The sequence below is a fragment of the Nocardia sp. NPDC058480 genome (assembly GCF_042720495.1).
GTDB lineage: Bacteria > Actinomycetota > Actinomycetes > Mycobacteriales > Mycobacteriaceae > Nocardia.
In genome coordinates this window covers 83,258-104,372 of sequence record NZ_JBHXMN010000013.1, presented here as the reverse complement: position 1 = coordinate 104,372, position 21,115 = coordinate 83,258, and the positions used below count along the sequence as shown (strand labels likewise).

Genomic DNA, 21,115 nt, shown 5'->3' with positions numbered 1-21,115 from the left:
ACGCTCCCACGCGATGTTCCGCTAGAGGACCGCGCCGGGATTGAGAATGCCCTCGGGATCGAGTGCGTCCTTGATGCGGCGGGTCAGCGCCATGACGTCGGGGCCGACCTGGTTGGGGAGCCAGTCCTTCTTCAATCGGCCGACGCCGTGTTCGCCGGTGATGGTGCCGCCGAGGGCGATGGCCAGGTCCATGATCTCGCCGAAGGCGCGGTGCGCGCGGGCCGTGTTGTCGGGGTCGGTGGGGTCGTGCACGATCAGCGGGTGGGTGTTGCCGTCGCCCGCGTGCGCGATGACCGACACGAGCACATCGTTGCGTTCGCCGATGTCGGCGACGCCGGCGATCAGGTCGCCGAGGCGGGGCAGCGGCACGCCGACGTCTTCGAGCAGCAGCGGCCCGATCTTCTCCACCGCGGGAATCGCGAATCGGCGTGCGGCGGTGAAGGCCTCACCTTCGGTGGCATCGGCGGTGTGGAAAACCTCTGTCGCCCCGGCCTTCTCGCACAGTCCCACCATCAGCTGTGCTTCGTGTGCGGCGAACTCGCCCGGGGCGTCGGAGCGGGCGACGAGCAGGGCGGCGGCGGCGCGGTCCAATCCCATGCGCATCTCGTCCTCGACCGCGTTGATCGCGACGGTGTCCATGAACTCGAGCATGGCGGGGCGCAGCGTCGAGGTGATGGCCAAGATCGCATCGGTCGCCGCGGTGAGCGAGCCGAAACTCGCGACGACGGTCGACTGCGGTGGCTGGGCGGGCAGTAGCCGCAGGGTGAGTTCGGTGATCACGCCGAGCGTGCCCTCGCTCCCGACGAACAGTTTGGTCAGCGACAGCCCGGCCGAATCCTTGAGCCGTGGCCCGCCGAGCCGCACCACGGTCCCATCGGCCAGCACCACTTCCATGCCGAGCACGTAGTCGGTGGTCACGCCGTACTTCACACAGCACAGCCCGCCCGCGTTGGTCGCCGCGTTGCCGCCGATCGAACAGATCTCGAACGAGGACGGGTCCGGCGGATACCACAGCCCCTCCGCCGCGACAGCCCGCTTCACCTCGGCGTTGAGCAACCCGGGCTGCACCACCGCGATCCGGGTCACCGCGTCGACGCTGATCTCCCGCATCAACTCGGTACTGAGCACGATCCCGCCGTCCACCGCGGTCGCCCCGCCGGACAAACCCGTTCCGGCCCCACGCGGCACGATCGCCACCTTGTTGGTGTGCGCCCACCGCAGCGTGGCGGCGACGTCGGCGGTACCGCGCGCCCGCACCACTGCCAGCGGCGTGCCCGCAGCGGGATCGCGCGCCCAATCCTGGCGATACCCCGCCAGCAGATCGGGGTCGATGACGACCGCCCCGTCCGACAACGCCGAAATCAACGAATCGAGGTCACCGCTGCGCTCGTCCACCTGTCCACGCTAACCCGCGCACCCCGTCCGCCGCGGGCAGTTCGCGCTGGTCGACAGTTCACCAGGTGCGCACGCGGACATCGTCCGGGAAGAAGAAACGCTCGGGATGCCTGGTGATCAATTGACCAGATGTGATGTGGGTCCGAACAAGGCGGTTTCCGCATCATTGTGATCTGGCGCGCCCAGTTGGTGTATACGCCGTCCAATGCTTCACAATGCCCGTACCGGGTGTGTTCGATGGTGAATCGCCTCGCCGCCCAGCGTGTTTCGAGTTCTGCTCCACGGGTGCGCTTCGCGCGCATCGATCACGCGACGCTGTTGCGCCGCACCGTTTTTCGCAGGGAGGACTGGCGATGCCGAAACAACCGCAGGACCGCAGTGAGCTGGTGGGTGCCCTGTTGGCCGCGGAGTTCGCCGACGCGGGCATCGACACCGACGCGATGCGCAGTGTCCACACCGGCGCACACCACGAATGGCTGTCCGCGCTGGAATCGACGGGGATGTTCGACGTCCGCGCGCTGGCCGAGATCGCCGCGCGCTGGGCGGCCGACCCCGCGCTGCTGCGTGACGCCCTGCTCGCCGAGGCCGACGAGCTCACCCGCCGTCGCTGCCTCGCCGCATGGGCCTCGTTCGACACTCGCCCGATCGTGGCGGTCGGCCGCTAGCTGCTCGGCCCACCCGTTTGCCGTGTGCTCACCCTGGCTTCATCTGCCGCTGGCAGGCTGGCCGCGTGGAGCATCAGGCGAGTGTCACCGAGTCGGTGGCCGACCGATTCACCCGTTGGTGCGAGGTGGTCGTGGCCCGGCTGCCGTGGGGCCTGGATCGGTATATGCCCGCGACGCTTTTCGGGTTCGGGCTGATCAACAGCTTCACCTTCGGCGTCGACCTGCTGCTGCTCACCCTGCTGCACAGTGGACTCGGCCTGCCGGTCTGGCTGTCGATCACCCTCGCCTACATCGCCGCGTTCGGGCTGAGCTTCCTGCTCAACCGCACCTTCAACTTCCATTCCCACGCGCCGATGGGCAAGCAGGCCGCGGTGTATGTGATTGTCGTGCTGGTGAACTACCTGGCCTTCATCCTCGGCGTCGGCTCGGGTCTCACCGCCCTCGGCCTGGAATATCACCTGGCCAGGCTGCTCGCCGGCGGTTGTGAGGCCGTGTACATGTACTGCGCGATGCGCTGGTTCGTCTTTCGTCGCCAACCGGCGGTGACCGCGGTGTGAGGCTTCAGCCCCTGAGCACCTCGGTGCGGTCGCCGTCGACCAGGACGACATCGTTGTCCGTGAGTGCCCAGTGCGGGATCTCCTCGGCGACGCAGTGGGCCAGCATCGCGGCGGAATCGCCGTCCGGGTCGGTGGGGGAGTCCAGGTGGACGACCAGGCGACGATCCACCAAACCCAGTCCGTCCCACAGTGGTTCGATGCCGGTGGTGGGCAGCACCTCCGCGGGATCGTCCATGGTTTCCAGCCCGTGCAGGTCGGGTCCGAGCAGGCACGCGCCCGCGCTGTAGCCCGCGTAGACCAGCGCGTCTTCGCGCAACAGGGTGGTGAACACGGAATCAGCACCGCTGCGGGCGAATTGGGCACGAAGCACGAAAGTGTTACCGCCGCGCACCCAGACCATCGGGAACCCGCGCAGGTGCCGTTCCAGCCGTTCCGGTTGTCCGGCGTACTCGCGCAGATCCAGCACCTCGGGCGAATAACCCTGCTGCTCCAGCGGTTTCACATCGCTCATCACCGCCGACGACCAGGCGTCCGGCCAGGCGTCACACGCGTTCGGAATCACCGCGACCCGCCCCGGCGCACCGACGAGCCCCACGAGCCGATCGGCGAAACCACCGAACCGGTACGACGCCAGGAAAAGTCGCATCAGATGGTGAACGCCAGATTCCGCACAAGCCGCTCGCCGAGGGTCGTATCGCCCTCGACGACGACCTCGCCGGGGTGCCGGTCAGCCGTCGTGCGCCCACCGCGCAACCGGGCGAAAAGCCCGGAGTCCAACCGGAGCACGGTCGTCGGCTCCTCGGAAATCTCGTCGAGAACCGTTCCGCGCCCACCGGCGACCGACAGATGCACCTGCCTGGTCACCGGGCCGGTCAGATCGAGCGTGACCAGCGAACCATCCGGCGCTTTGGCGCCTTTCACCACCGCGCGACCGAGACCGATGGTCAGTTCGGCGAACGCGGCCTCGGCCCGCGCGCCACCCTCTGGCACGCTGCGACCGATCCCGTCGGCGAGGTCGAGTTCGTGCATCCAGCAATCGAAAAGCCGCACCCGCATGAACCGGCCGTAGGGCACCTGCCCCACCGGCGACACCGTCGTGGCCTGCCAGGCATCGTCGTCCATCGCGGCCAAGGCGGCCCGGCGACGCTCGGTGGTCTCGTCGAACAGCGCGAGCAGGCGCTTGCCGGAGAGCGGGCGCAACCGGTCGACCCAGATCTCGTTGAGCACAGCCACTTCGTTGCGCACATGCGGCAGCGTTCGCACATCGGTCTTGGGGCGCAACGGATCATGCGGCGGCGGTGTCTGGCCGAGCAACCACGATTCGGTGCCGATCACGTGCGCGACCACGTCGAACAGGGTCCAGCCTGGCAGCGGGGACGTTCGCCGCCAAGTCTTTTCGTCGAGGTCGGCGACCAGCAGCGCGATGGCTTCCCACTGCTCGGCGAGCAGGTCGGTGAGTTGTTCGCGCCCCGGCGTCTCGGTCATCCCTGTGCTCCTTCTGCTTCGCTCTGGTCGAGTGCGGACAGGCCCGCGCGGATCGCCGCCGCGGTCGAATTCGGTTCGTACGGACGACGCAGCAGGAAGCCCTTGGCGAAGCTGAGTTTGTCACCGTGTTTGCGGGGGACCACGTGCAGGTGGACGTGGCCGACGGTCTGGAACGCGGCGGTGCCGTCGTTGAGAATGAGATTGGCTCCGTCGCTCGCGAGCCCGCTCACGCGCAAGGCGCGGGCCAGGCGGTGGCCGGTGCGGAACATCCGGGCGCCGAGTTCGGGATCGAGATCGTCGAGCTCGGTCGCGTGGACCTTGGGCACGATCAGGGTGTGGCCGCGGGTGACGGGACGGATGTCGAGGAACGCGCAGACCGCGTCATCGGAGTAGACCATGGTCGCCGGTGCGGCACCCGCCACGATCAGACAGAAGGCGCAGTCGTTCACGGCCTCGACCCTACGGTGTGATCTGGGTCGCGCAACAGCCCGAGCGGGACATCGGCATGACGCGCGTCACGTCCGCTGTGCCCCGGACCGGCCGGTCCAGCAGTCATACGTCGAGGTAAGTAACCGACGTCGATGTGCGGTCTTGTGCGTCTCACCTGCGACGACGAATCTCGACGAGGGCGCAATCGGCTAACTGCCAGGCCAGGAGGTCGTTGTCACGGATGAACAGGCCCGAGGTGTCCGATTTGTGGTCGTCGGTCCAGCTCTCCGTTGTGACGGGCATCTCCGCTAGGCTCACCGCGAGCCGAGTACAGTTGCGAGGATTTCAGTCGAACTTACCCGCAGGTAACTTCGGCTACCCGTTGTTCCCAGGCTCGAAGCCAGCACGAAAAGGAAGTCTGACTAGTGGAGACAACGCAAAACGTGGGCGAGGGTTCGCCGCGCGGAGCGCGTGTCGGAGTCGTTCGCGAGTCCGGCCCGGGCGAGCGGCGAGTCGCATTGGTGCCCAAGATCATCCCCTCCCTGTCCAAGCAGGGTGTCGAGGTGATCGTGGAAGCCGGTGCCGGCCTCGGCGCTCTCATTCCCGACGCTGCCTATGTAGAGGCAGGCGCGACCATCGGTGATCCGTGGTCGGCCGAGGTCGTCGTCAAGGTTGCCCCGCCCAGCGATGCCGAGGTGGCCAAGCTGTCCTCCGGGCAGACCATGATCGGGTTCCTCGCCCCGCGCAATGCCGAGAATCAGATCGGTGCGCTGAAGTCTGCCGGTGTGCAGGCCTTTGCCGTCGAGGCGATTCCGCGTATCTCGCGCGCGCAGGTGATGGATGCCCTGTCCTCGCAGGCGAACGTGGCAGGCTACAAGGCTGTGCTGCTCGCCGCGTCGGAGTCGACCCGGTTCTTCCCGATGCTCACCACCGCCGCGGGCACCGTGAAGCCGGCCACCGTGCTGGTGCTCGGTGTCGGTGTCGCCGGTCTGCAAGCTTTGGCCACGGCCAAGCGTCTGGGTGGCCGGACCACCGGTTACGACGTGCGCCCCGAGGTCGCCGATCAGGTGCGCTCGGTTGGTGCGCAGTGGCTGGATCTGGGCATCGACGCCGCCGGTGAGGGCGGGTACGCCCGCGAACTCACCGACGAGGAGAAGGCCCAGCAGCAGCAGGCCCTCGAAGACGCCATCAAGGGTTTCGACATCGTGATCACCACCGCGCTGGTGCCGGGTCGCCCCGCGCCGCGCCTGGTCACCGCCGCCGCTGTCGAGGGCATGAAGCCCGGCAGTGTGATCGTCGACCTGGCCGGTGAGACCGGTGGCAACTGCGAGCTCACCGAGCCCGGCGAGGTCGTGGTCAAGCACGAGGTGACCATCGCCTCGCCGCTGAACCTGCCCGCCACGATGCCCGAGCACGCTTCCGAGCTGTACTCGAAGAACATTTCGGCGCTGCTGGAACTGATGCTGGTCGATGGCAAGCTCGCCCCCGACTTCGAAGATCAGGTCCTGGCGGACTCCTGTGTGACCCGTGAGCGCAGCGAAAAGATCGAATCGAGCGTGGAAGCCTGATGTACACCGAACTGCTCGCCAATATCGCGATCCTCGTTTTGTCCGGGTTCGTCGGATTCGCCGTCATCTCCAAGGTCCCCAACACCCTGCACACCCCGCTGATGTCGGGCACCAACGCCATTCACGGCATCGTCGTGCTCGGTGCGCTGGTGACCCTGGGCAATGTGAAGGACCCCTCGCTGCTGGTGCAGGTGATCCTGTTCGTCGCGGTGGTGTTCGGAACATTGAACGTCATCGGTGGTTTCGTGGTCACCGACCGCATGCTCGCCATGTTCAAGGGTAAGAAGAAGGCGGCCGAGTGATGCACGCAGTCGACAATATGACCTACCTGGTCAACGGCCTCTACATCGTGGCCTTCTCCATGTTCATCTACGGCCTGATGGGCCTGACCGGCCCGAAGACCGCCGTCCGTGGCAACCAGATCGCCGCTGTCGGTATGGGTCTGGCCGTTGTGGCCACCTTGATCTCGGTGCGCCACGCCGCCCTGCTCAACTGGATTCTCATCGCCGCCGGTCTGATCGTCGGTGTGGCACTGGGTGTTCCGCCCGCTATCCGCACCAAGATGACCGAGATGCCGCAGCTGGTCGCGGCGTTCAACGGTGTCGGTGGTGGCACCGTCGCGTTGATCGCGTGGGCCGAATTCGTCGACAGCGCGGGCTTTTCGCAGCTGCACGAAACCCCGACGATCCACATCATCATCGGTTCGCTGTTCGCCGCGGTGATCGGCTCGGTCTCCTTCTGGGGCTCGATCATCGCCTTCGCGAAGCTGCAGGAGATCCTGTCCGGCAAGCCGATCAGCGTCGGCCGCCTGCAGCAGCCGCTGAACCTGCTGCTGCTCCTCGGCGCGATCGTGTGCGCCGTGGTGATCGGCCTCGGCGCCGACAACGGTGGTGTTTCGCAGCTGTGGATGATCGGGCTGCTCCTGTTCGCCGGTGTGCTCGGCCTGATGGTCGTGCTGCCCATCGGTGGCGCGGATATGCCGGTCGTCATCTCGCTGCTCAACGCCCTGACCGGTCTGTCGGCCGCGGCCGCGGGTCTGGCGCTGAACAACACCGCGATGATCGTCGCGGGCATGATCGTCGGCGCGTCCGGCACCATCCTCACCAACCTGATGGCCAAGGCCATGAACCGCTCCATCCCCGCGATCGTGGCCGGTGGCTTCGGTGGCGGTGGCGCGGTCGCGGGTTCGGGTGACGGCGAGGCCAAGACCGCGAAGGCGACCTCGGCCGCCGACGCCGCGATCCAGATGGCCTACGCCAACCAGGTGATCGTGGTCCCCGGCTACGGCATGGCCGTGGCCCAGGCCCAGCACGCGGTCAAGGAGATGGCTTTGCTGCTCGAGGGCAAGGGCGTCGAGGTCAAGTACGCGATCCACCCGGTCGCCGGTCGTATGCCCGGTCACATGAACGTGCTGCTCGCCGAGGCCGAGGTGTCCTACGACGCGATGAAGGAAATGGACGACATCAACGGTGAATTCAACCGCACCGATGTGGTCCTCGTGATCGGCGCCAACGACGTCACCAACCCGGCGGCCCGCGACGACAAGTCCAGCCCGATCTACGGCATGCCGGTGCTCAATGTCGACCAGGCCAAGAGCGTCATCGTGCTCAAGCGCTCGATGAACTCCGGCTTCGCGGGTATCGACAACCCGCTGTTCTACGCCGACCACACCTCGATGTTGTTCGGTGATGCGAAGAAGTCCGTCGGTGCGGTCACCGAGGAACTGAAAGCGCTGTAACACAAGCGAATACGCAGACGAGGGACCCCGCCGTTCTCCGGAACGGCGGGGTCCCTTGCCCTGCGGCTCATGGGTTGTTCGCGACCATGCTATTCGTGTGTGGCGGGGACGATCAGGCTATGCCTTGAAGCGTTCGGCCAGCAGGTCGAGGGTCGCCATGGCGACCCGGTAGTCCGGGCGCTTGCTTTCCGCCGGCAGCTCGTAGAGCTGGCCCTTCTGGAAGGCAGGCAGCATGGCCAGCGCCGGATCTTCCTTCAGCTGGGGGATATCGCGGCCGCCGTCGAGCTTGATCACGAACAGCACCGGCGCGTCGACGACGGTGCTCAGCAGCTCGGGGCTGAAGGTCACCCAGTCGCCGGCCGCGGCCCGGGGCGGGTTGCCTGCCTTCGCTTCGATCTTGTCGTCGATGGTGAAGCCGACCTCGGAGAGCAGCGTGGCCAGCGGGGTGTTGGGAGCGAGCAGGATGGGCTTGCCGTCCGCTTGGGACTGCATCACGGCCACCGCGCCCTGCGGCACCTTCAGACCGGATTTCACCGCCTTGACCTTGTCGTTGTAGGCGGTGATCATGGGGCCCACCTTTTCGGAGCGGTTCACGAACTCGGCTACCGCCTTCAACTGGTCCTGCCAGTTGGCGAGGTCGGACGCCACCAGCGCGGTGGGCGCGACGGCGGTGAGCTTGTCGTAGTTCTTGATCGTCTGCTGACCCGGCCAGCCCGGTCCGCCGCCGATGATCAGGTCCGGCCGCTGGGCGGCGATGAATTCCAGGTTCAGGTCGTCACCGGAGGGCACCGTCTCGGTACCCTGCTCCTTGGCTTCCGCGGCCCAGGCCGGGGGGAACTCGCCGGGCTTCAGCGTGAGGCCGAGAATGCGCGGATCCGCGGCTGCCACCTTGGCATCCAGATCGAAGAGGTACCCGGCGAGAGCGCCGTTGAGTACCACGATGCGCTGCGGGTCGGCGGGCACGGTGACCAGGCCCTTGGCGGTTTCCACCTGGCGAGTGCCGGTGACGGCGGCCTCGTCGGAGGTGGAGCTGCCGCAGCCCACTGCCGTCGCGGTCACTGCGACGATCAGGAGGGCGACGGCGGCACGCATGCGTGCCGTCATTCGATGTGCTGACATTGAGGGTTTTCCTTCTTTCATTCCAGGTGGAGGTTCAGGTGCGGATCGCCGGATCCACATCGAGGAGCGCCGCGACCTCGATCCAGCCGGTCGGGGTCGCAATGTCGTTGTGCGAGTAAGGAAGTCGGCGGACCACCAGTTGTGCGCCGGCCGCCTTCCAGCCGGTCATCTGGGCGTGCACGCGTTCGGGTTCGTCACCGGCGTCGGCGCAGTACATGGCCATCGGGCCGCTGTAGCGCGGGGACTCCGATTGCGTGACCATGCGCAGCAGCTCGGTCGCGGCATTGCGCACCACTACTGCCAATTCCGGTGCGTACTCGGCGATTTCGGGCAGCAGTGCGTCCATTCCGGCGGGGTCGGCCAGGGTCGCGGCGGCACGATCGGTCAGGTTCGACAGCGGATGCGAGTCGAGCAGACCCACATAGCCGACCTGCTCGCCCTCGGCTTCCAGGATCGCGGCCATCGCGTGGGCGAGGTTGCCGCCAAGCGAGTAGCCGAGCAAGTGGTACGGACCCTGCGGCTGGATGCGGCGGACGGCGGCCAGGTAGTACCGCGCCAGCTCGTCGAGCGTGCGCATGTGGACATCCGGCTCGGTGAGCTGGGGCATCTGCAGGCCGATGATCGGTCGCTCGGCGCGCAGCAGCCGGGCCAGCGGAGCGTATTTCCATGCGGTGCCGCCGATCTGATGGATGCAGAACAGCGGTGGGACCGACCCTTCGGTGCGCAGCTCCAGCACCGGATCGAGGCGGCTGCCCAAACTGGCGAGACCGTCTGCCGGTCGAGGCGCGGTGGGATCGACCGCGCCGATCCGCGCCGCGAGTTCACGAGGCGTGGGAGCGGCGAAGACGTCGTCGAGGACCACCGGTAGGTCCGCGCGGGTCAGACGGCCGATCAGTCGCACAGCGAGGAGTGAGTGCCCGCCCTGTTCGAAGAAGTCGTCGTCCGCGCCGATTTCGTCGAGCGACAGGACAACTGCCATGGCCTGGCAGATCGTGTCGAGCAGGCCGGAACCCGTGTCCCGCACAGGATCTCCGACCGGTTCGCTCGTCGTCGAAACCTCCGTCCGCCCGGAATCGGCAACGGTCTCGCCGGACCGGCTGGATTCAGGCGCGGGCAGTTCTTGCCGGGCGATCTTCTCGGTCGCGGTGCGCGGAATATGATCCAGCACCACGAAGGCGGCAGGAATCATGTACGCGGGCAACGCTGTTCGCAGCTGCTCGCGCACCGCGCCGGTGTCGAGCACGACGGCGGACTCGGCGATGAGATAGGCGACCAGGCGCTGATCACCCGGTGTGTCCTCGCGCAGCAGCACCACCGAGTGGGCCACACCGGCACACGTGAGCAGGGCCGCTTCGATATCGCCCAGTTCGATGCGCTGGCCGCGCAACTTCACCTGGCTGTCGGTGCGGCCGACATAGTCGAGTTCCCCATCCGGATTGCGTTTCACCAGATCGCCGGTGCGGTACATCCTTTCGCCTGTCCCGTCCGGATCGGCCACAAACGCGGCAGCGCTCAGATCGGGGCGGGTCAGATAGCCGCGCGCCAGCCGGACACCGGTCATGTAGAGCTCGCCGATGGTTCCCTCGGGAACCGGCCGCAGTTGGTCGTCGAGGATGCGAACGGCATCGGCGGGCGCGCCGACCGGGACCGACCCGGTATCGGCATCGACGGTCTCGTGGAAGGTGAAGCCGATCGCGGCCTCGGTGGGACCGTAGAAGTTGTACACGGCGGTGCCGGTCAGTGCGCGCATGCGGTGCGCCGTCGCGGGCGGCAGCACCTCACCGCCGGTGAGAACACAGCGCAGATCCGCGCATCCCGATAGGTCGGCCTCTTCGGCGAGCACGGTCAGCATGGAAGTCGTCATCCACATCGCGGTCACCCGCTCGGTGCTCATGAGCTGAGCCTGATAGTAGGGATCGCGGTGACCGCCCGGCCGGGTCAGTACGATCCGGGCGCCGACGTGCAGCGGAAGGAACATCTCCATGAGCGAGGCGTCGAAGATCGGCGGGGTGCGGTAGAGCATCGTGTCGCCCGGCCCGAACCGGCGCTCGCGCTGCAGCCACTCGAAGGTGGAGATGATCGAGGCGTGCGACAGGCTCACGCCCTTGGGCACACCGGTGGAGCCGGAGGTGAACAGCAGGCAGGCGGTGTTGGCCGGGCGCAGCGGCGCGAGCCGGTCGGCATCGGTGAGTTCCGCATCGGTGAATCCGCTGGTGTCCGCCTCGTCCAGCGAGTGCAGAACGAGGGCGGGAGCGGCGGTGTCGAGGATCTTCTCGACGCGCTGGGCGGGCTGTTCCGGGTCCACCGGCAGGTACACGCCACCGGCTCGGCAGATGGCGTGCGCCGTGACCACCGATTCGATGGAGCGTGGCATGGCAACGGCCACCACGGTTTCGGGACCGACACCGCGCGAGATGAGCCACCGGGCCAGTCGATTCACCCTGGCGTCGAACTCGCGGAAGTCGATCGTGACGCCTTCGGCGGTGATGGCGGGCGCCGCCGGATCGACCGGCGTCCCCCATTCGGCGAGGGTGTCGCCCCTTGGGTCCGGCTGTTCGCCGGCGGTGGGTCGTGTGGCGGCGGTAGTCGATGCCGTCTCGACAGTCGGCGCCGTCGCGGCAGCCGCGGTCGGTGCGGTCGCGGTAGCCGCTGTCGGGACAACCTGTGCGGTCGCGACAACCTGTGCGGTCGCGACAGTCGGTGCGGTCGCGACAGTCGCGGGCGATGTCCCGGTGGCCGTGGTCGTGGTGGCCGCGGCGGCAATCGCGACCACTGGTGCGAGAGGCTCGAGGAACGGGGCGGGAGTGGGGTCCGTGGCGGAGGTGACGGCGGTGAGGATCGTGCCGATCCGCTCGGAGATGTGGGCGAGCGTGGTGTCGGGTACGGCGGCGCGGTCGTACCAGATCACCAGTTGCAGATGGTCGCCCGGCGGGGCGATCAAGGTCATCGGGTAGTGCGTGTTGCCGTGATTGTGGAAGTCGCCGCGTCGCAACTCGTGCGACTCCGGTTGCTCGGCACCGGAATTCGGGAAGTTCTCGAAGGCGACCAGGGTATCGAAGAGGGTGCCGATCCCGGCGATCCGTTCGATCTCCGCCAGTCCCGCGTAGTCGAACTCCTGCATGGCGAACTGGTTCTCCTGCAGTTCGGCCAACTGCTCGAGCAGCGCGCGATCCGCGTCGAAGGCACAGCGCACCGGCACGGTGTTGGCGAACAGGCCGACCATGCCCGCGACACCTGGCAGTTCAGCGGGGCGGCCGGAGACGGTCGCACCGAACACGACGTCGGTGCGTCCGGTGAGTGCGGCGAGCACCAGCGCCCAGGTGCCCTGCACCAGGGTGTTCATCGTCAGGCCGCGGCGGCGGCCGAGTTCGGCCAGTGCCGTGGCGAGCGATTCGGGCAGCGGAACCTGCCACTGCCGGACTTCCCGCTCGCGGAAAGTGCTGGTGCGCACCAGCGTCGGCTCGGCGAACCCGGCCAGTCGCCGCGACCAGGCTGCGCGGACGGCCGCGCGGTCACGGGTGCCGATCCAGGCCAGATAGTCGCTGTACGAGGCGGGCGAGGACAGTTCGTCGCCGTGGTAGACGGCGAGCACCTCGCGCAACACGATGGGCGTTGACCAGCCGTCGATCACCAGGTGATGAGTGTTGAGCACCAGCCGGTGCGCTTGTCCTGGCAGCCGAACCAGCGTGGCGCGTAACATCGGCGACCGGTCCACTGTGAACCGGTGCCGGGTGGCGTCGATTTCCAGCCGGTCGGCGGCGGCCTGCGCGGCGCGCAGCGGCAACCCGGACAGATCGACCTCACGCCACGGCATGCCGACCGACCGGGGGACCGCCTGCACCGGCTGATCCAGGCCCTCGTAGTGGAAGGCCGCGGCCATGGTGGGATGCCTGCCGATGACGGTGTCGAAAGCCGCCGACAACCGCGCGCCGTCCAGTGGTCCGTGCAGGTCGACGCGGGCGCTCAGGGCGTAGACATCGTCCGCGCCATCGCGAATCGCATGGAACAGCAGGCCCTCCTGCAAGGGCGAGAGCGGCAGCAGTTCGGCCAGCGGGCCGTGCGCGGCCTCCAGCGTGTCGATGGTTTCCTGGGCGACGGCGAGTTCGGGGGAGTCCGACGGTGTGAGCCCGCCGGGGAACAGCATCGCGTGCGCGGCGAACGCCTCCAGCGCGAGTTCGAAGTGCCGCTGGATTTCCGTGACCTGGTGCGCACCGAGAATCCGGCTCGCCGCAGTCCACTCCACGGCGAGCCGGGGCCCACCCGGGTGCGCGGTGGTGGGTTCGTGCACGAAGACATTGAGCGAAAGTACTTCCGTGAGCGCCTTTTCCGGTGGTTCCGTCACCGCAAACGCGTCGTGTTCGGGCAAGCTCCAGCCGAGGGCGGCGCCGCCGCCGAAGCGGCCGAGGTAGTTGAGCAGCACCTCGGGTGCGCGCCGCTCGGTGAATCGCGGCGCGGTCTCCGGATCGAGCCTGCGCAGCACGCCGTATCCCACGCCATTGCCGGGGACGGCGCGCTTGGCCTCCTTGACCGCCCGCAACAGCCGTCCGGCCGCCGCCCCGCCTGCCAGTGCCTCGGCGAGCCCAGCCGGGTCGTCGATGCCGGTCGCCGGCGTCCACACCGGGTACTCGCTGGTGAACCAGCCGATGGTGCCCGCGAAATCGGTATCGGCACGCAGGGCGTCGCGCCCGTGCCCCTCGACCGTGACGGGCCTGCCGGTCTCGAGCGCTTCGCCACGCTCGTGCCGCCACGCGTTGAGCGCCAGCATGAGCGCCGCGAGCAGCACGTCGTCGGTCTTGGCCCGATACGCGGCGGGGAGCGTGGTCAGCAGTGCCTCGGAAATCTCGGGAGCTGCGAAAGTTCTTGTCTGGTTCGCACTCTCGACGAGGTCTACGGCGTGGTCGAGCGGCCGTTCCCCCAGTGACGCGACGGTGGCGTCGCCGAGCGCGCGTTGCCAGTGCGCCAATTCCGAACGGTGCTCGCCCGTGGCGCCGGACTCGGCGAGCAGGGTGGCGTGCCGCCGCCACGAACTGCCCTTCGCGGGCAGCCGAACCGGGCGCCGGTCTCGGGCTGCCGCACACGCCTCATACAGCTCGGGCACCAGGATGCGCCAAGAAACGCCATCCACCACCACGTGATTGGCAACCAGGACCAGGCAGTCGGCGGTTCCCGGCGCGGTGCGTACCAGCGCAGCGCGAATCTCGATCCCCGCTGCGGGATCCAATTCCCCCGCGAGCTCTGTCGCCACCGACTCGAGCAGTTCATCCTCAGCGGACTTGCTGTGTGGTGCTGAGGAATTCGGCCCGCTGTCCGGGACGGTTGAGGATAGTGATGTGTCGCCCGCGGCTTCGGCAGAGGACTTGCCGTGCGGCGTTGAGGAGTTCGGTCCACCGTTCGGGGTGGTTGAGGGTAGTGATGTGTCGCCCGCGGCTTCGGCAGAGGACTTGCCCTGCAGCGCCGAGGAATTCGCTCCACCGTCCGAGGTGCCCGAGAGGGGCGATGTCTCACCCGCAGCGTCGGCACGCGCGGCCGCACCAGCGGAAGACTCGGCGGTGACCGTGCGGCTCGACAGTGATTCGTCGAACGGCAGCTCGCGGACCAGGCTCGATGCGCGCACCGCGCCGACGTCCGCGACTTCCAGCCGGTCCGATTCGTCGAGGATCAGGCGCAGGGCGTCGTGGCGGTCGAGCAGTGTTTGCAGGCCGGTGGTCAGGTGGTCGAGGGTGAGGTCTTCGTGCAGGGTCAGGGCGGTCCACTGGGCGTAGCCGGCTACGGCGGTGCGGCTCGGGTTCGCTTCCAGGAGTGCGGCCACCATGGGCGGGATCGGGACCAGGCCGGTCGCCTCATCCGGGGCAGGGGTGTGGGTCTGCTGCTCCGACACCTGGGCCACTGCCGCGATGGTGGCCAGATCGCGTTGGGCCAGCAGTGTTTTCGGCTGTACCTCCCAGCCGATTGCGCGCAGGCGGCTGCTCACGCCGATCGCGGTGATGCTGTCGCCGCCGAGTCCGAAGAAGTCATCGGTGGCGTTGACCTGTGCCACGCCGAGCACCTCGGCGACCACACCGCACAGCGCCCGCTCCTGCTCGGTGCGAGGCGGTCGTCCGGTCGAGGTCAGCTGGGGTGTGGGCAGGGCAGCGCGATCGAGTTTGCCGTTCACGGTGGTCGGCAGGGCGTCGAGGACGACGAGCGCGGAGGGCACCAGGTGGTCGGGCACCATGGTGGTGAGCTGGTGGCGCAGCTGATCGGCGTCGAGAGCACGGCCGGCCTCGGGGACCAGGTAGCCCACCAGCCGGGTGCTGTCCCCGGACTTGCGGATGGTGGCGGCCGCGGCGGCCACGCCGGACAGTACCCCGAGCGACGCTTCGACCTCGCCCAGTTCCACGCGATAGCCGCGCACCTTGATCTGCTGATCGCCGCGCCCGAGGTAGTCGTAGCCATGGCCGGGTAGCCAACGGGCCCGGTCGCCGGTGCGATACATGCGCTCGCCCGCCGCGAACGGGTCGGCGACGAACCGCTCCGCCGTCACCTCGACGCGTCCGAGATAGCCGCGCGCCAACTGCGGACCGGCCAAATACAATTCGCCGATCTCGCCGTCCGGTACGAGTTGCAGCGCACCGTCGAGCAGGTAGGCGCGGGTTCCGGCGAGCGGACCGCCGACATGCGGTAGCGCCCCGGTCACCGGCGCGCTGAGCGCGTCGACGGTGGCCTCGGTCGGACCGTACATATTGCGGGCGGCCACCTTCGAGGCGACGATGACCGACCACAGGGCGGGCGGGGTCGCCTCGCCACCGAGCAGCAGCAGCTCAGGACGGTGAGCGCGGCCGAGCAGCCCGTTGTCGATCAGGGCGGTCGCCATCGAGGGGGTGGTGTCGACGACATCGATGCGATCGGCACCGAACGCGGCGACCTGGGCGGCAGCGTCCTTCTGAATATCGGTGTCGTACAGATGAACCCGGTGTCCGCACCACAGCCACAGCAGTTGGTCCAGCGCCGCGTCGAAGGCGAAGGAGTAGGTGTGCGCGATGTGCAACTGCCGCCCGCCGACGCGCTCGGCGGCCTCGGCGTAGACGGTCGATCGGTGGTGGTGCAGCAGCTGGGCCATCGCACTGCAGGAGATCTGCACGCCCTTTGGCTTTCCGGTGGATCCCGAGGTGTACACGACGTAGGCCAGATGCGCGGGCAAGCGCGGCGCGGCGAGTTCGGCGGTGGTGAGCGGGCCGTCGGCCAGTCCGCCGACCACCTCGCGAATCTCGCTGTCCGACATCCGGATCAGGGCAACCGACCGACGGGCGTCGGCGAATATCGTGTCCGCGACCGTGTCGTCGGTGAGGATCAGCACCGGGGCGGCGTCGTCGACGATGTCGGCGAGGCGTTGGGCCGGGTGTCCGATGTCGAGGATCAGGTAGGCCGCGCCCGCGTGCCGCACTGCGAGCTGGGCGATGACCAGGTCGACGGTGCGCGGCAGCGCGATGCCGACGATGTCCTCGGGGCCGACGCCCCGGCCACGCAGGTACCGCGCCAACCGGTGCACCCTGGCGCCCAGTTCGGCGGCGGTGAGCCGGTGGGCGCCGTCGACGAGCACGATGTCATCTGGTTGCGCCGCGACCATGCTGTCGAAGATCTCGACCGCGTCCGTCGGCTGACCGGGCAGCGCGGCACCGGCGCGATCGACGTCGATACTCGCGCCGATCTCGTTCTGGTACAGGGCGATCGCGCCGATCGGCCTATCCGCCGCGTCGATGAGTTCGGTGATCAATGTGACCAGCGCGTCCATCCGCCGCTGCGCCGTGGCGGCGTCCAGCGATCGGGCGTCGACCTCGAATCCGAGCTGGATCCGGTCCTCCGACAGTGGGGTGACGGTCAGTCCCAGATCCTCTGGTGGGCCACCGGCGACATTGCGCAGCGTGCCGGTGGCACCGTCGAAATCGAGGGCGAAGTCGAACGCCTTGAGGTTGATGCCGATGCCGTGCAGCAGCGCGCCGGTCTGGGTGCCGCCGAATTCGCGGGCCAGGTCCTCACCGCGGAATCGCTGGTGGGCGCGCATCTCCCGCAGGGCATCTGCCACCCGCTTCCCGAGTTCGCCGAGGCGATCGGAGCTGGATACCGAAATTCGCAGTGGCAGTACGTTGACCGCCATGGAGGGGGTGGTGAGGGCGGTCTTGCCCACCCGCGCCATCACCGGCAGTGCGATGACCACATCGGTCTCGCCGAGCAACCGGTGCACGAATCCCACGTATCCGGCGACGAGCACGTCGGCCCAGGTGATTCCGGCTGCCGCGGCCGCCGCCTTGACGCGTGCCACCAGGTCGGTGTCGAGGACGGCGCGGATCTCGTGGGTCTGCTCGACTATGCCCTCGGGTGCGCGGCCGCGACCGTCCAGCGGTGGCAGCGGCGTGAGCCGGTCGCGCCAGTAGTCGCGGTCGTGCTGATGTGCCTGGCTTCCACGGTATTCGAGGTCTTCGGCCACGAGCGTCTCGATCGAGCCCCACCGCAGGCGCGGCACGTCGGCGCCGCGACGCAGCGCGGTGTAGTGCGCGGCGACCCGGCGCGACACCATGGCCGCGCTGTAGCCGTCGATGATCAGGTGGTGGTAGAGCTGGATGCACCACACCTCGTTGTCGGTGAGGCGCAGCCGTGTGTAGGTGTAGAGCTGCCGGTCGACCATGGCCCGGCACGAGGTGGCCGAGCGTGCACGTTCGGCCGCGACCAGCCGGTGCGCGGCCGCGATCGGGTCGGTCTCGCCGCGCAGATCCACGATCGGGCGCAGGTCGGGTTCCAGGTCGGTGATCCGCTGGCGCGGTCCCGCCGGGGTGTCGGCGAATCGCAGTCCCATGGTGTCGGTTTCGACGATGGTGTGGCGAATCGCGGTGTCCAGCAAAGCCACATCGACGGGATCGGGTCCGGCGATCTCGAGCACCTCGCCGACCATGTAGCTGAGCGAGTCGGGGTCGAGCCGCTGGGCGTTCCAGATGCCCAATTGTGCTCCGGTGAGCGGCAATCCGGGATCTTCGGCGCCTACTTCGTCCCGTTCCACCGATCCCACAGCAACTCCTTCACCCTCAACGTTCCCCGACTCTCCCTAGTGCCACCCGGGCCGATGAGAGCCCAGCCGGAGAGAAGGGTAGGTTAGCCTAACTTCAGTTTCAATAGTGGATTGTGACCCGCGTCACCAGATCGGCCTTCCTGTCGCCGGAACCGGCCACTCCTGCGGCGTTCTCGGCGAGCGGAATCAACAGTGGCGCAGAGTGTCCGGTGCCGAAGGAGCCCTGTCGTTCAGCGCGGAACGGCAGGACCCCTCGCCGGTGACGGAAGTGGCTGTGCCACAGCTGTGCTCGACGGCGCCGATCAGGCGGATCGGCGCTCAGTGGATTTCACCTTCGCGCTGCCGAGCTGACGGATCAGATCGTCGGTGCTGCTGACAGCCCCGCAGCGGCGGGCGACGTAGTTCAGCGCCATGATGTGTTCATCGCGGCTGAAGTCGGCGGTGGCGTCGTGGACGAGGAAGGGGCGCACGTCGCCCATGAAAGCTTCCGCGGCACTGAGCATGCAGCCCATGTGGGTGTAGACGCCGGTGATGAGGAGCTGGTCGCGGCCGTAGTAGCCAAGCAGTTCACGCAGGTCGGTGCGCTGGAAGGCGGAGTAGCGCCACTTGGTGACCTGGATATCCTGCGGATCGGGGGCGATGGCGTTGATCACCTCGGTATCGGCGCCCTCGGCCATGCCGGTGCCCCAGAAATCGGCGAGAATGCCGCGCCGCGACGGATGCTGGTCGCCGGGTTGCATGGTGTAGATGACCGGGATGTCGAGCTGGTGGCAGTGGTCGCGCAGCTTGGCGATATTGGCGATGAGGGTGCGGGCGGGATCGCGATACAGGTCGTAGGCGTCGAGGAAGTACTGCTGCATATCGTGGATCAGCAGTGCGCTACGGCCGGGTTCGGCGGTCCAGTCGACCCGATCGGCGGTGAACTCGTCCGCGGTCGGCATCGGGTAGGGCGCGATCGGGGGAATGGGCATGATCAGTCTCTCGTTGGCGTAGTGGTCGGCAGGGTCAGCCGACGGTGACGGGCAGGTCGGCGATACCGAGCGACCCGAGAATTCGCTGGAATTTGCCGGTGGTCTCGGCCACTTCAGCGGCGGGGTCGGAGGCGGCGACGATCCCGCCGCCCGCGTGGGCGAGCAGGGTGGTGCCGTCGGCGGACAGCTCGGCGCAGCGGATGCTCACCATCCATTCGCCGTTGCCGTCGGCATCGCACCAGCCGACCGCGCCTGCGTAGAAACCGCGCTCGCCCTCGAGTTCGGCGATCAGGCGCGCCGCGGTGCCGGTCGGCGTGCCGCAGATCGCGGGGGTGGGGTGCAGCGCCACCGCGAGTTCCAGCGCGGATGGCCCGGCCAGCGGGACGGTCGCCGAGATCGGGGTGCCGAGGTGCCACATCGCCGGCGTCTCGGTGAGATCCGGTGCGGGCGTGTCGACTTCGGCACAGCGGTCGCTCAGCACGGCAGCGACCTGGTCAACGACATAGCGGTGTTCGGCCTGATCCTTGGCCGAGGTGAGCAGGGTGTCGGCGGCCCTGCGGTCTGCCTGGGGGTTGTCGAGAATGCGGCGGGTCGAACCTGCCAGCGGATGACTCAGCACCTCGTTACCGTTGCGGCGCACCAGGATCTCCGGGCTGGCGCCGACGAGATGGCGACCGGGATATCGCCCACCGGCGGCGGAGAGGTCGACCAGGAAGCCGTTCGACAGCGGGTCGGAGCCGACCATCAGGTCGAGGATGTCCATGGCCCGGACCGGTGTCGGCGAGACGGCGCGAAGAGCCCTGGCCAGCACGACTTTGCGGATCGGATGCGTCGGGTCGGCGAGCAGCTCGACTGCGGTGGCGACGCGGCGCTGGTGTTCAGCGGGCGCGGGTACCGCCTCGTCGAGCTCGAACCCGGGTACCGCGACGTGCGACCGGGGCAGGTGTGGCGAGTCGGTGACGGTGACCGAATCCGGCGCCCACAGCGCCGTCGGCGCGCCCGGGGTGAAGGGTAGTGCGCCGACGATGTGGCTGATCCGCCCACTGCGCAGCGCGGTCACCGCGTCGTGCGCCGAGCGGAAGATCGTCCCGCCCGCGGATGCGGACACAGTCCTTTGCGGACGGGACAGTACGAAAGCGGGGTCTGAACTGTCGGTACTGATGGTGATCACCCTTTCGGTCACATATCTAGCGTTGCGCCACCGTCGACCCGCAGGTCATGCATGGTGATGTGGCGGGCGCCGTCGGACGCCAGGAAGTGGACGGCCGAGGCGACGTCGGCGGGAGCGGCGATGCGGCGCAATGGGATTCCGAGCCGGTAGGCGGCGGGATCACCGTCGAGCAGTGCGGTCTCGGCGGCTTCGTCGAGTGGCGTGCCGCCGAACAGGTCGCGCAGCATAGCCGTGTCGGTGGAACCGGGGGACACCAGATTGACGCGCACGCCGAGCGGAGCTACCTGCAGGGCAAGGGATTTGGTGAAGGCGACGGCGGCGGCCTTGGCGGCACCATAGGCGGCCATGCCGACCCGGGGCGTCGCTGCGGCATTGGAGGAGACCACGACGATCGCTCCGCTTCCCGCGGCGGCCATCTCGGTGGCGGCGCGCTGGGTGACCAGCATGGTTCCGGTGGCGTTCACGGTCAGACAGTGGGTCCAGCCGGCCGGGTCGAGATCGAGCGGAGTGCCACCGACCATGATGCCCGCGGCGTGCACAAGCACCTCGACGGTGCCGTGCTCGGCGGTGAGCCGGTCGAAGGCCGCGCGCACGGCCTCGGCGTCGGTGATGTCGACGGTGACACCGTGGACGGCGGCGCCGCTCCTGGGAAGGGTTGCCGTCCTGGCACTTCCGTCGCTACGGCGCGACGTGTCATCATCGAGCGGGGCGGCGCTCGCCATCGTCGCGGCGATGGCGGTGGCGGTCTCGTGCACCGCCGGGTCGAGATCCCACAGCGAGACCACGCGGTCCTCGGCAGCGAATCGCGCGGCGATCGCGGCTCCGATACCCCCGGCCGCGCCCGTGACGACGACGAGTCGTCCGCTGGAATCACTATTCAGCATGAGGTTAGCCTAACCTGAATCTGCGGTCGGTTGGTTAGCTTCCCTCAGAACCTCCGACGGCAACACCGGAATGCCCGCTGGAAAGAGGTGCTC

Annotated in this window: 15 protein-coding genes; 5 read left to right on the top strand and 10 right to left on the bottom strand. The window is 68.2% G+C overall.

The window, feature by feature from the left end; genetic code table 11:
• Nucleotides 1-21: 21 nt before the first annotated feature.
• Nucleotides 22-1,395 carry an FAD-binding oxidoreductase gene (locus ACFWO8_RS25805; protein WP_378963698.1) on the bottom strand — a complete coding sequence of 458 codons (1,374 nt, stop codon included), beginning with the start codon at nt 1,393-1,395 and terminating at the stop codon, nt 22-24.
• Between the two features lie 353 nt (nt 1,396-1,748).
• On the opposite strand from ACFWO8_RS25805, the gene ACFWO8_RS25800 reads away from it, so the two are divergent.
• Together ACFWO8_RS25800 and ACFWO8_RS25795 are read left to right on the top strand one after the other, a co-directional pair.
• Entirely contained in the window at nt 1,749-2,060 is a 312-nt protein-coding gene (locus tag ACFWO8_RS25800) for a hypothetical protein (RefSeq protein WP_378963697.1), read from the top strand.
• A gap of 65 nt (nt 2,061-2,125) precedes the next feature.
• Nucleotides 2,126-2,617, top strand: a complete 492-nt coding sequence (locus ACFWO8_RS25795; protein WP_378963696.1) for a GtrA family protein — start codon at nt 2,126-2,128, stop codon at nt 2,615-2,617.
• Between the two features lie 4 nt (nt 2,618-2,621).
• Here the strand turns inward: ACFWO8_RS25795 and ACFWO8_RS25790 are convergent, their stop codons facing one another.
• From ACFWO8_RS25790 to ACFWO8_RS25775, 4 genes are all read right to left on the bottom strand, one after another.
• Nucleotides 2,622-3,263 (bottom strand): Type 1 glutamine amidotransferase-like domain-containing protein, encoded by a 642-nt coding sequence (locus ACFWO8_RS25790; protein ID WP_378963695.1) that lies wholly within the window; start codon nt 3,261-3,263, stop codon nt 2,622-2,624.
• Nucleotides 3,263-4,102, bottom strand: a complete 840-nt coding sequence (locus tag ACFWO8_RS25785) for a maleylpyruvate isomerase N-terminal domain-containing protein (protein ID WP_378963694.1) — start codon at nt 4,100-4,102, stop codon at nt 3,263-3,265. Before ACFWO8_RS25785 ends, ACFWO8_RS25790 begins: the two co-directional genes overlap by 1 nt.
• On the bottom strand, nt 4,099-4,551 hold the full coding sequence (locus tag ACFWO8_RS25780; RefSeq protein WP_378963693.1) for an HIT family protein: 453 nt from the start codon (nt 4,549-4,551) through the stop codon (nt 4,099-4,101). Before ACFWO8_RS25780 ends, ACFWO8_RS25785 begins: the two co-directional genes overlap by 4 nt.
• A gap of 151 nt (nt 4,552-4,702) precedes the next feature.
• Nucleotides 4,703-4,834 carry a hypothetical protein gene (locus ACFWO8_RS25775; RefSeq protein ID WP_378963692.1) on the bottom strand — a complete coding sequence of 44 codons (132 nt, stop codon included), beginning with the start codon at nt 4,832-4,834 and terminating at the stop codon, nt 4,703-4,705.
• A gap of 122 nt (nt 4,835-4,956) precedes the next feature.
• Between ACFWO8_RS25775 and ACFWO8_RS25770 the strand changes: the two genes are divergently transcribed.
• From ACFWO8_RS25770 to ACFWO8_RS25760, 3 genes are read left to right on the top strand one after another with little or no spacing between them, the layout of a single operon-like run.
• The gene (locus tag ACFWO8_RS25770) at nt 4,957-6,099 is read left to right on the top strand and encodes a Re/Si-specific NAD(P)(+) transhydrogenase subunit alpha (protein WP_378963691.1); all 1,143 of its coding nucleotides are present in this window, start codon (nt 4,957-4,959) and stop codon (nt 6,097-6,099) included.
• Nucleotides 6,099-6,401 carry an NAD(P) transhydrogenase subunit alpha gene (locus ACFWO8_RS25765; protein ID WP_378963690.1) on the top strand — a complete coding sequence of 101 codons (303 nt, stop codon included), beginning with the start codon at nt 6,099-6,101 and terminating at the stop codon, nt 6,399-6,401. The genes ACFWO8_RS25770 and ACFWO8_RS25765 overlap by 1 nt, the downstream gene beginning before the upstream one ends.
• A gap of 17 nt (nt 6,402-6,418) precedes the next feature.
• On the top strand, nt 6,419-7,837 hold the full coding sequence (locus ACFWO8_RS25760) for an NAD(P)(+) transhydrogenase (Re/Si-specific) subunit beta (protein ID WP_378963755.1): 1,419 nt from the start codon (nt 6,419-6,421) through the stop codon (nt 7,835-7,837).
• Between the two features lie 117 nt (nt 7,838-7,954).
• Here the strand turns inward: ACFWO8_RS25760 and ACFWO8_RS25755 are convergent, their stop codons facing one another.
• The 5 genes from ACFWO8_RS25755 to ACFWO8_RS25735 all read right to left on the bottom strand — a co-directional run bounded on the left by ACFWO8_RS25755 (nt 7,955) and on the right by ACFWO8_RS25735 (nt 21,022).
• The gene (locus ACFWO8_RS25755) at nt 7,955-8,956 is read right to left on the bottom strand and encodes an ABC transporter substrate-binding protein (protein WP_378963688.1); all 1,002 of its coding nucleotides are present in this window, start codon (nt 8,954-8,956) and stop codon (nt 7,955-7,957) included.
• A 34-nt stretch (nt 8,957-8,990) separates the two neighbouring features.
• Nucleotides 8,991-17,996 (bottom strand): amino acid adenylation domain-containing protein, encoded by a 9,006-nt coding sequence (locus tag ACFWO8_RS25750; protein ID WP_378963686.1) that lies wholly within the window; start codon nt 17,994-17,996, stop codon nt 8,991-8,993.
• Nucleotides 17,997-18,298: 302 nt separating this feature from the next.
• Nucleotides 18,299-18,967, bottom strand: coding sequence for an isochorismatase family protein (locus ACFWO8_RS25745; protein WP_378963685.1), 669 nt, complete (start codon nt 18,965-18,967; stop codon nt 18,299-18,301).
• Nucleotides 18,968-19,001: 34 nt separating this feature from the next.
• Nucleotides 19,002-20,075 carry an isochorismate synthase MenF gene (locus ACFWO8_RS25740; RefSeq protein WP_378963684.1) on the bottom strand — a complete coding sequence of 358 codons (1,074 nt, stop codon included), beginning with the start codon at nt 20,073-20,075 and terminating at the stop codon, nt 19,002-19,004.
• 71 nt (nt 20,076-20,146) lie between these two features.
• The gene (locus ACFWO8_RS25735) at nt 20,147-21,022 is read right to left on the bottom strand and encodes an SDR family oxidoreductase (protein WP_378963683.1); all 876 of its coding nucleotides are present in this window, start codon (nt 21,020-21,022) and stop codon (nt 20,147-20,149) included.
• Nucleotides 21,023-21,115 lie beyond the last annotated feature (93 nt).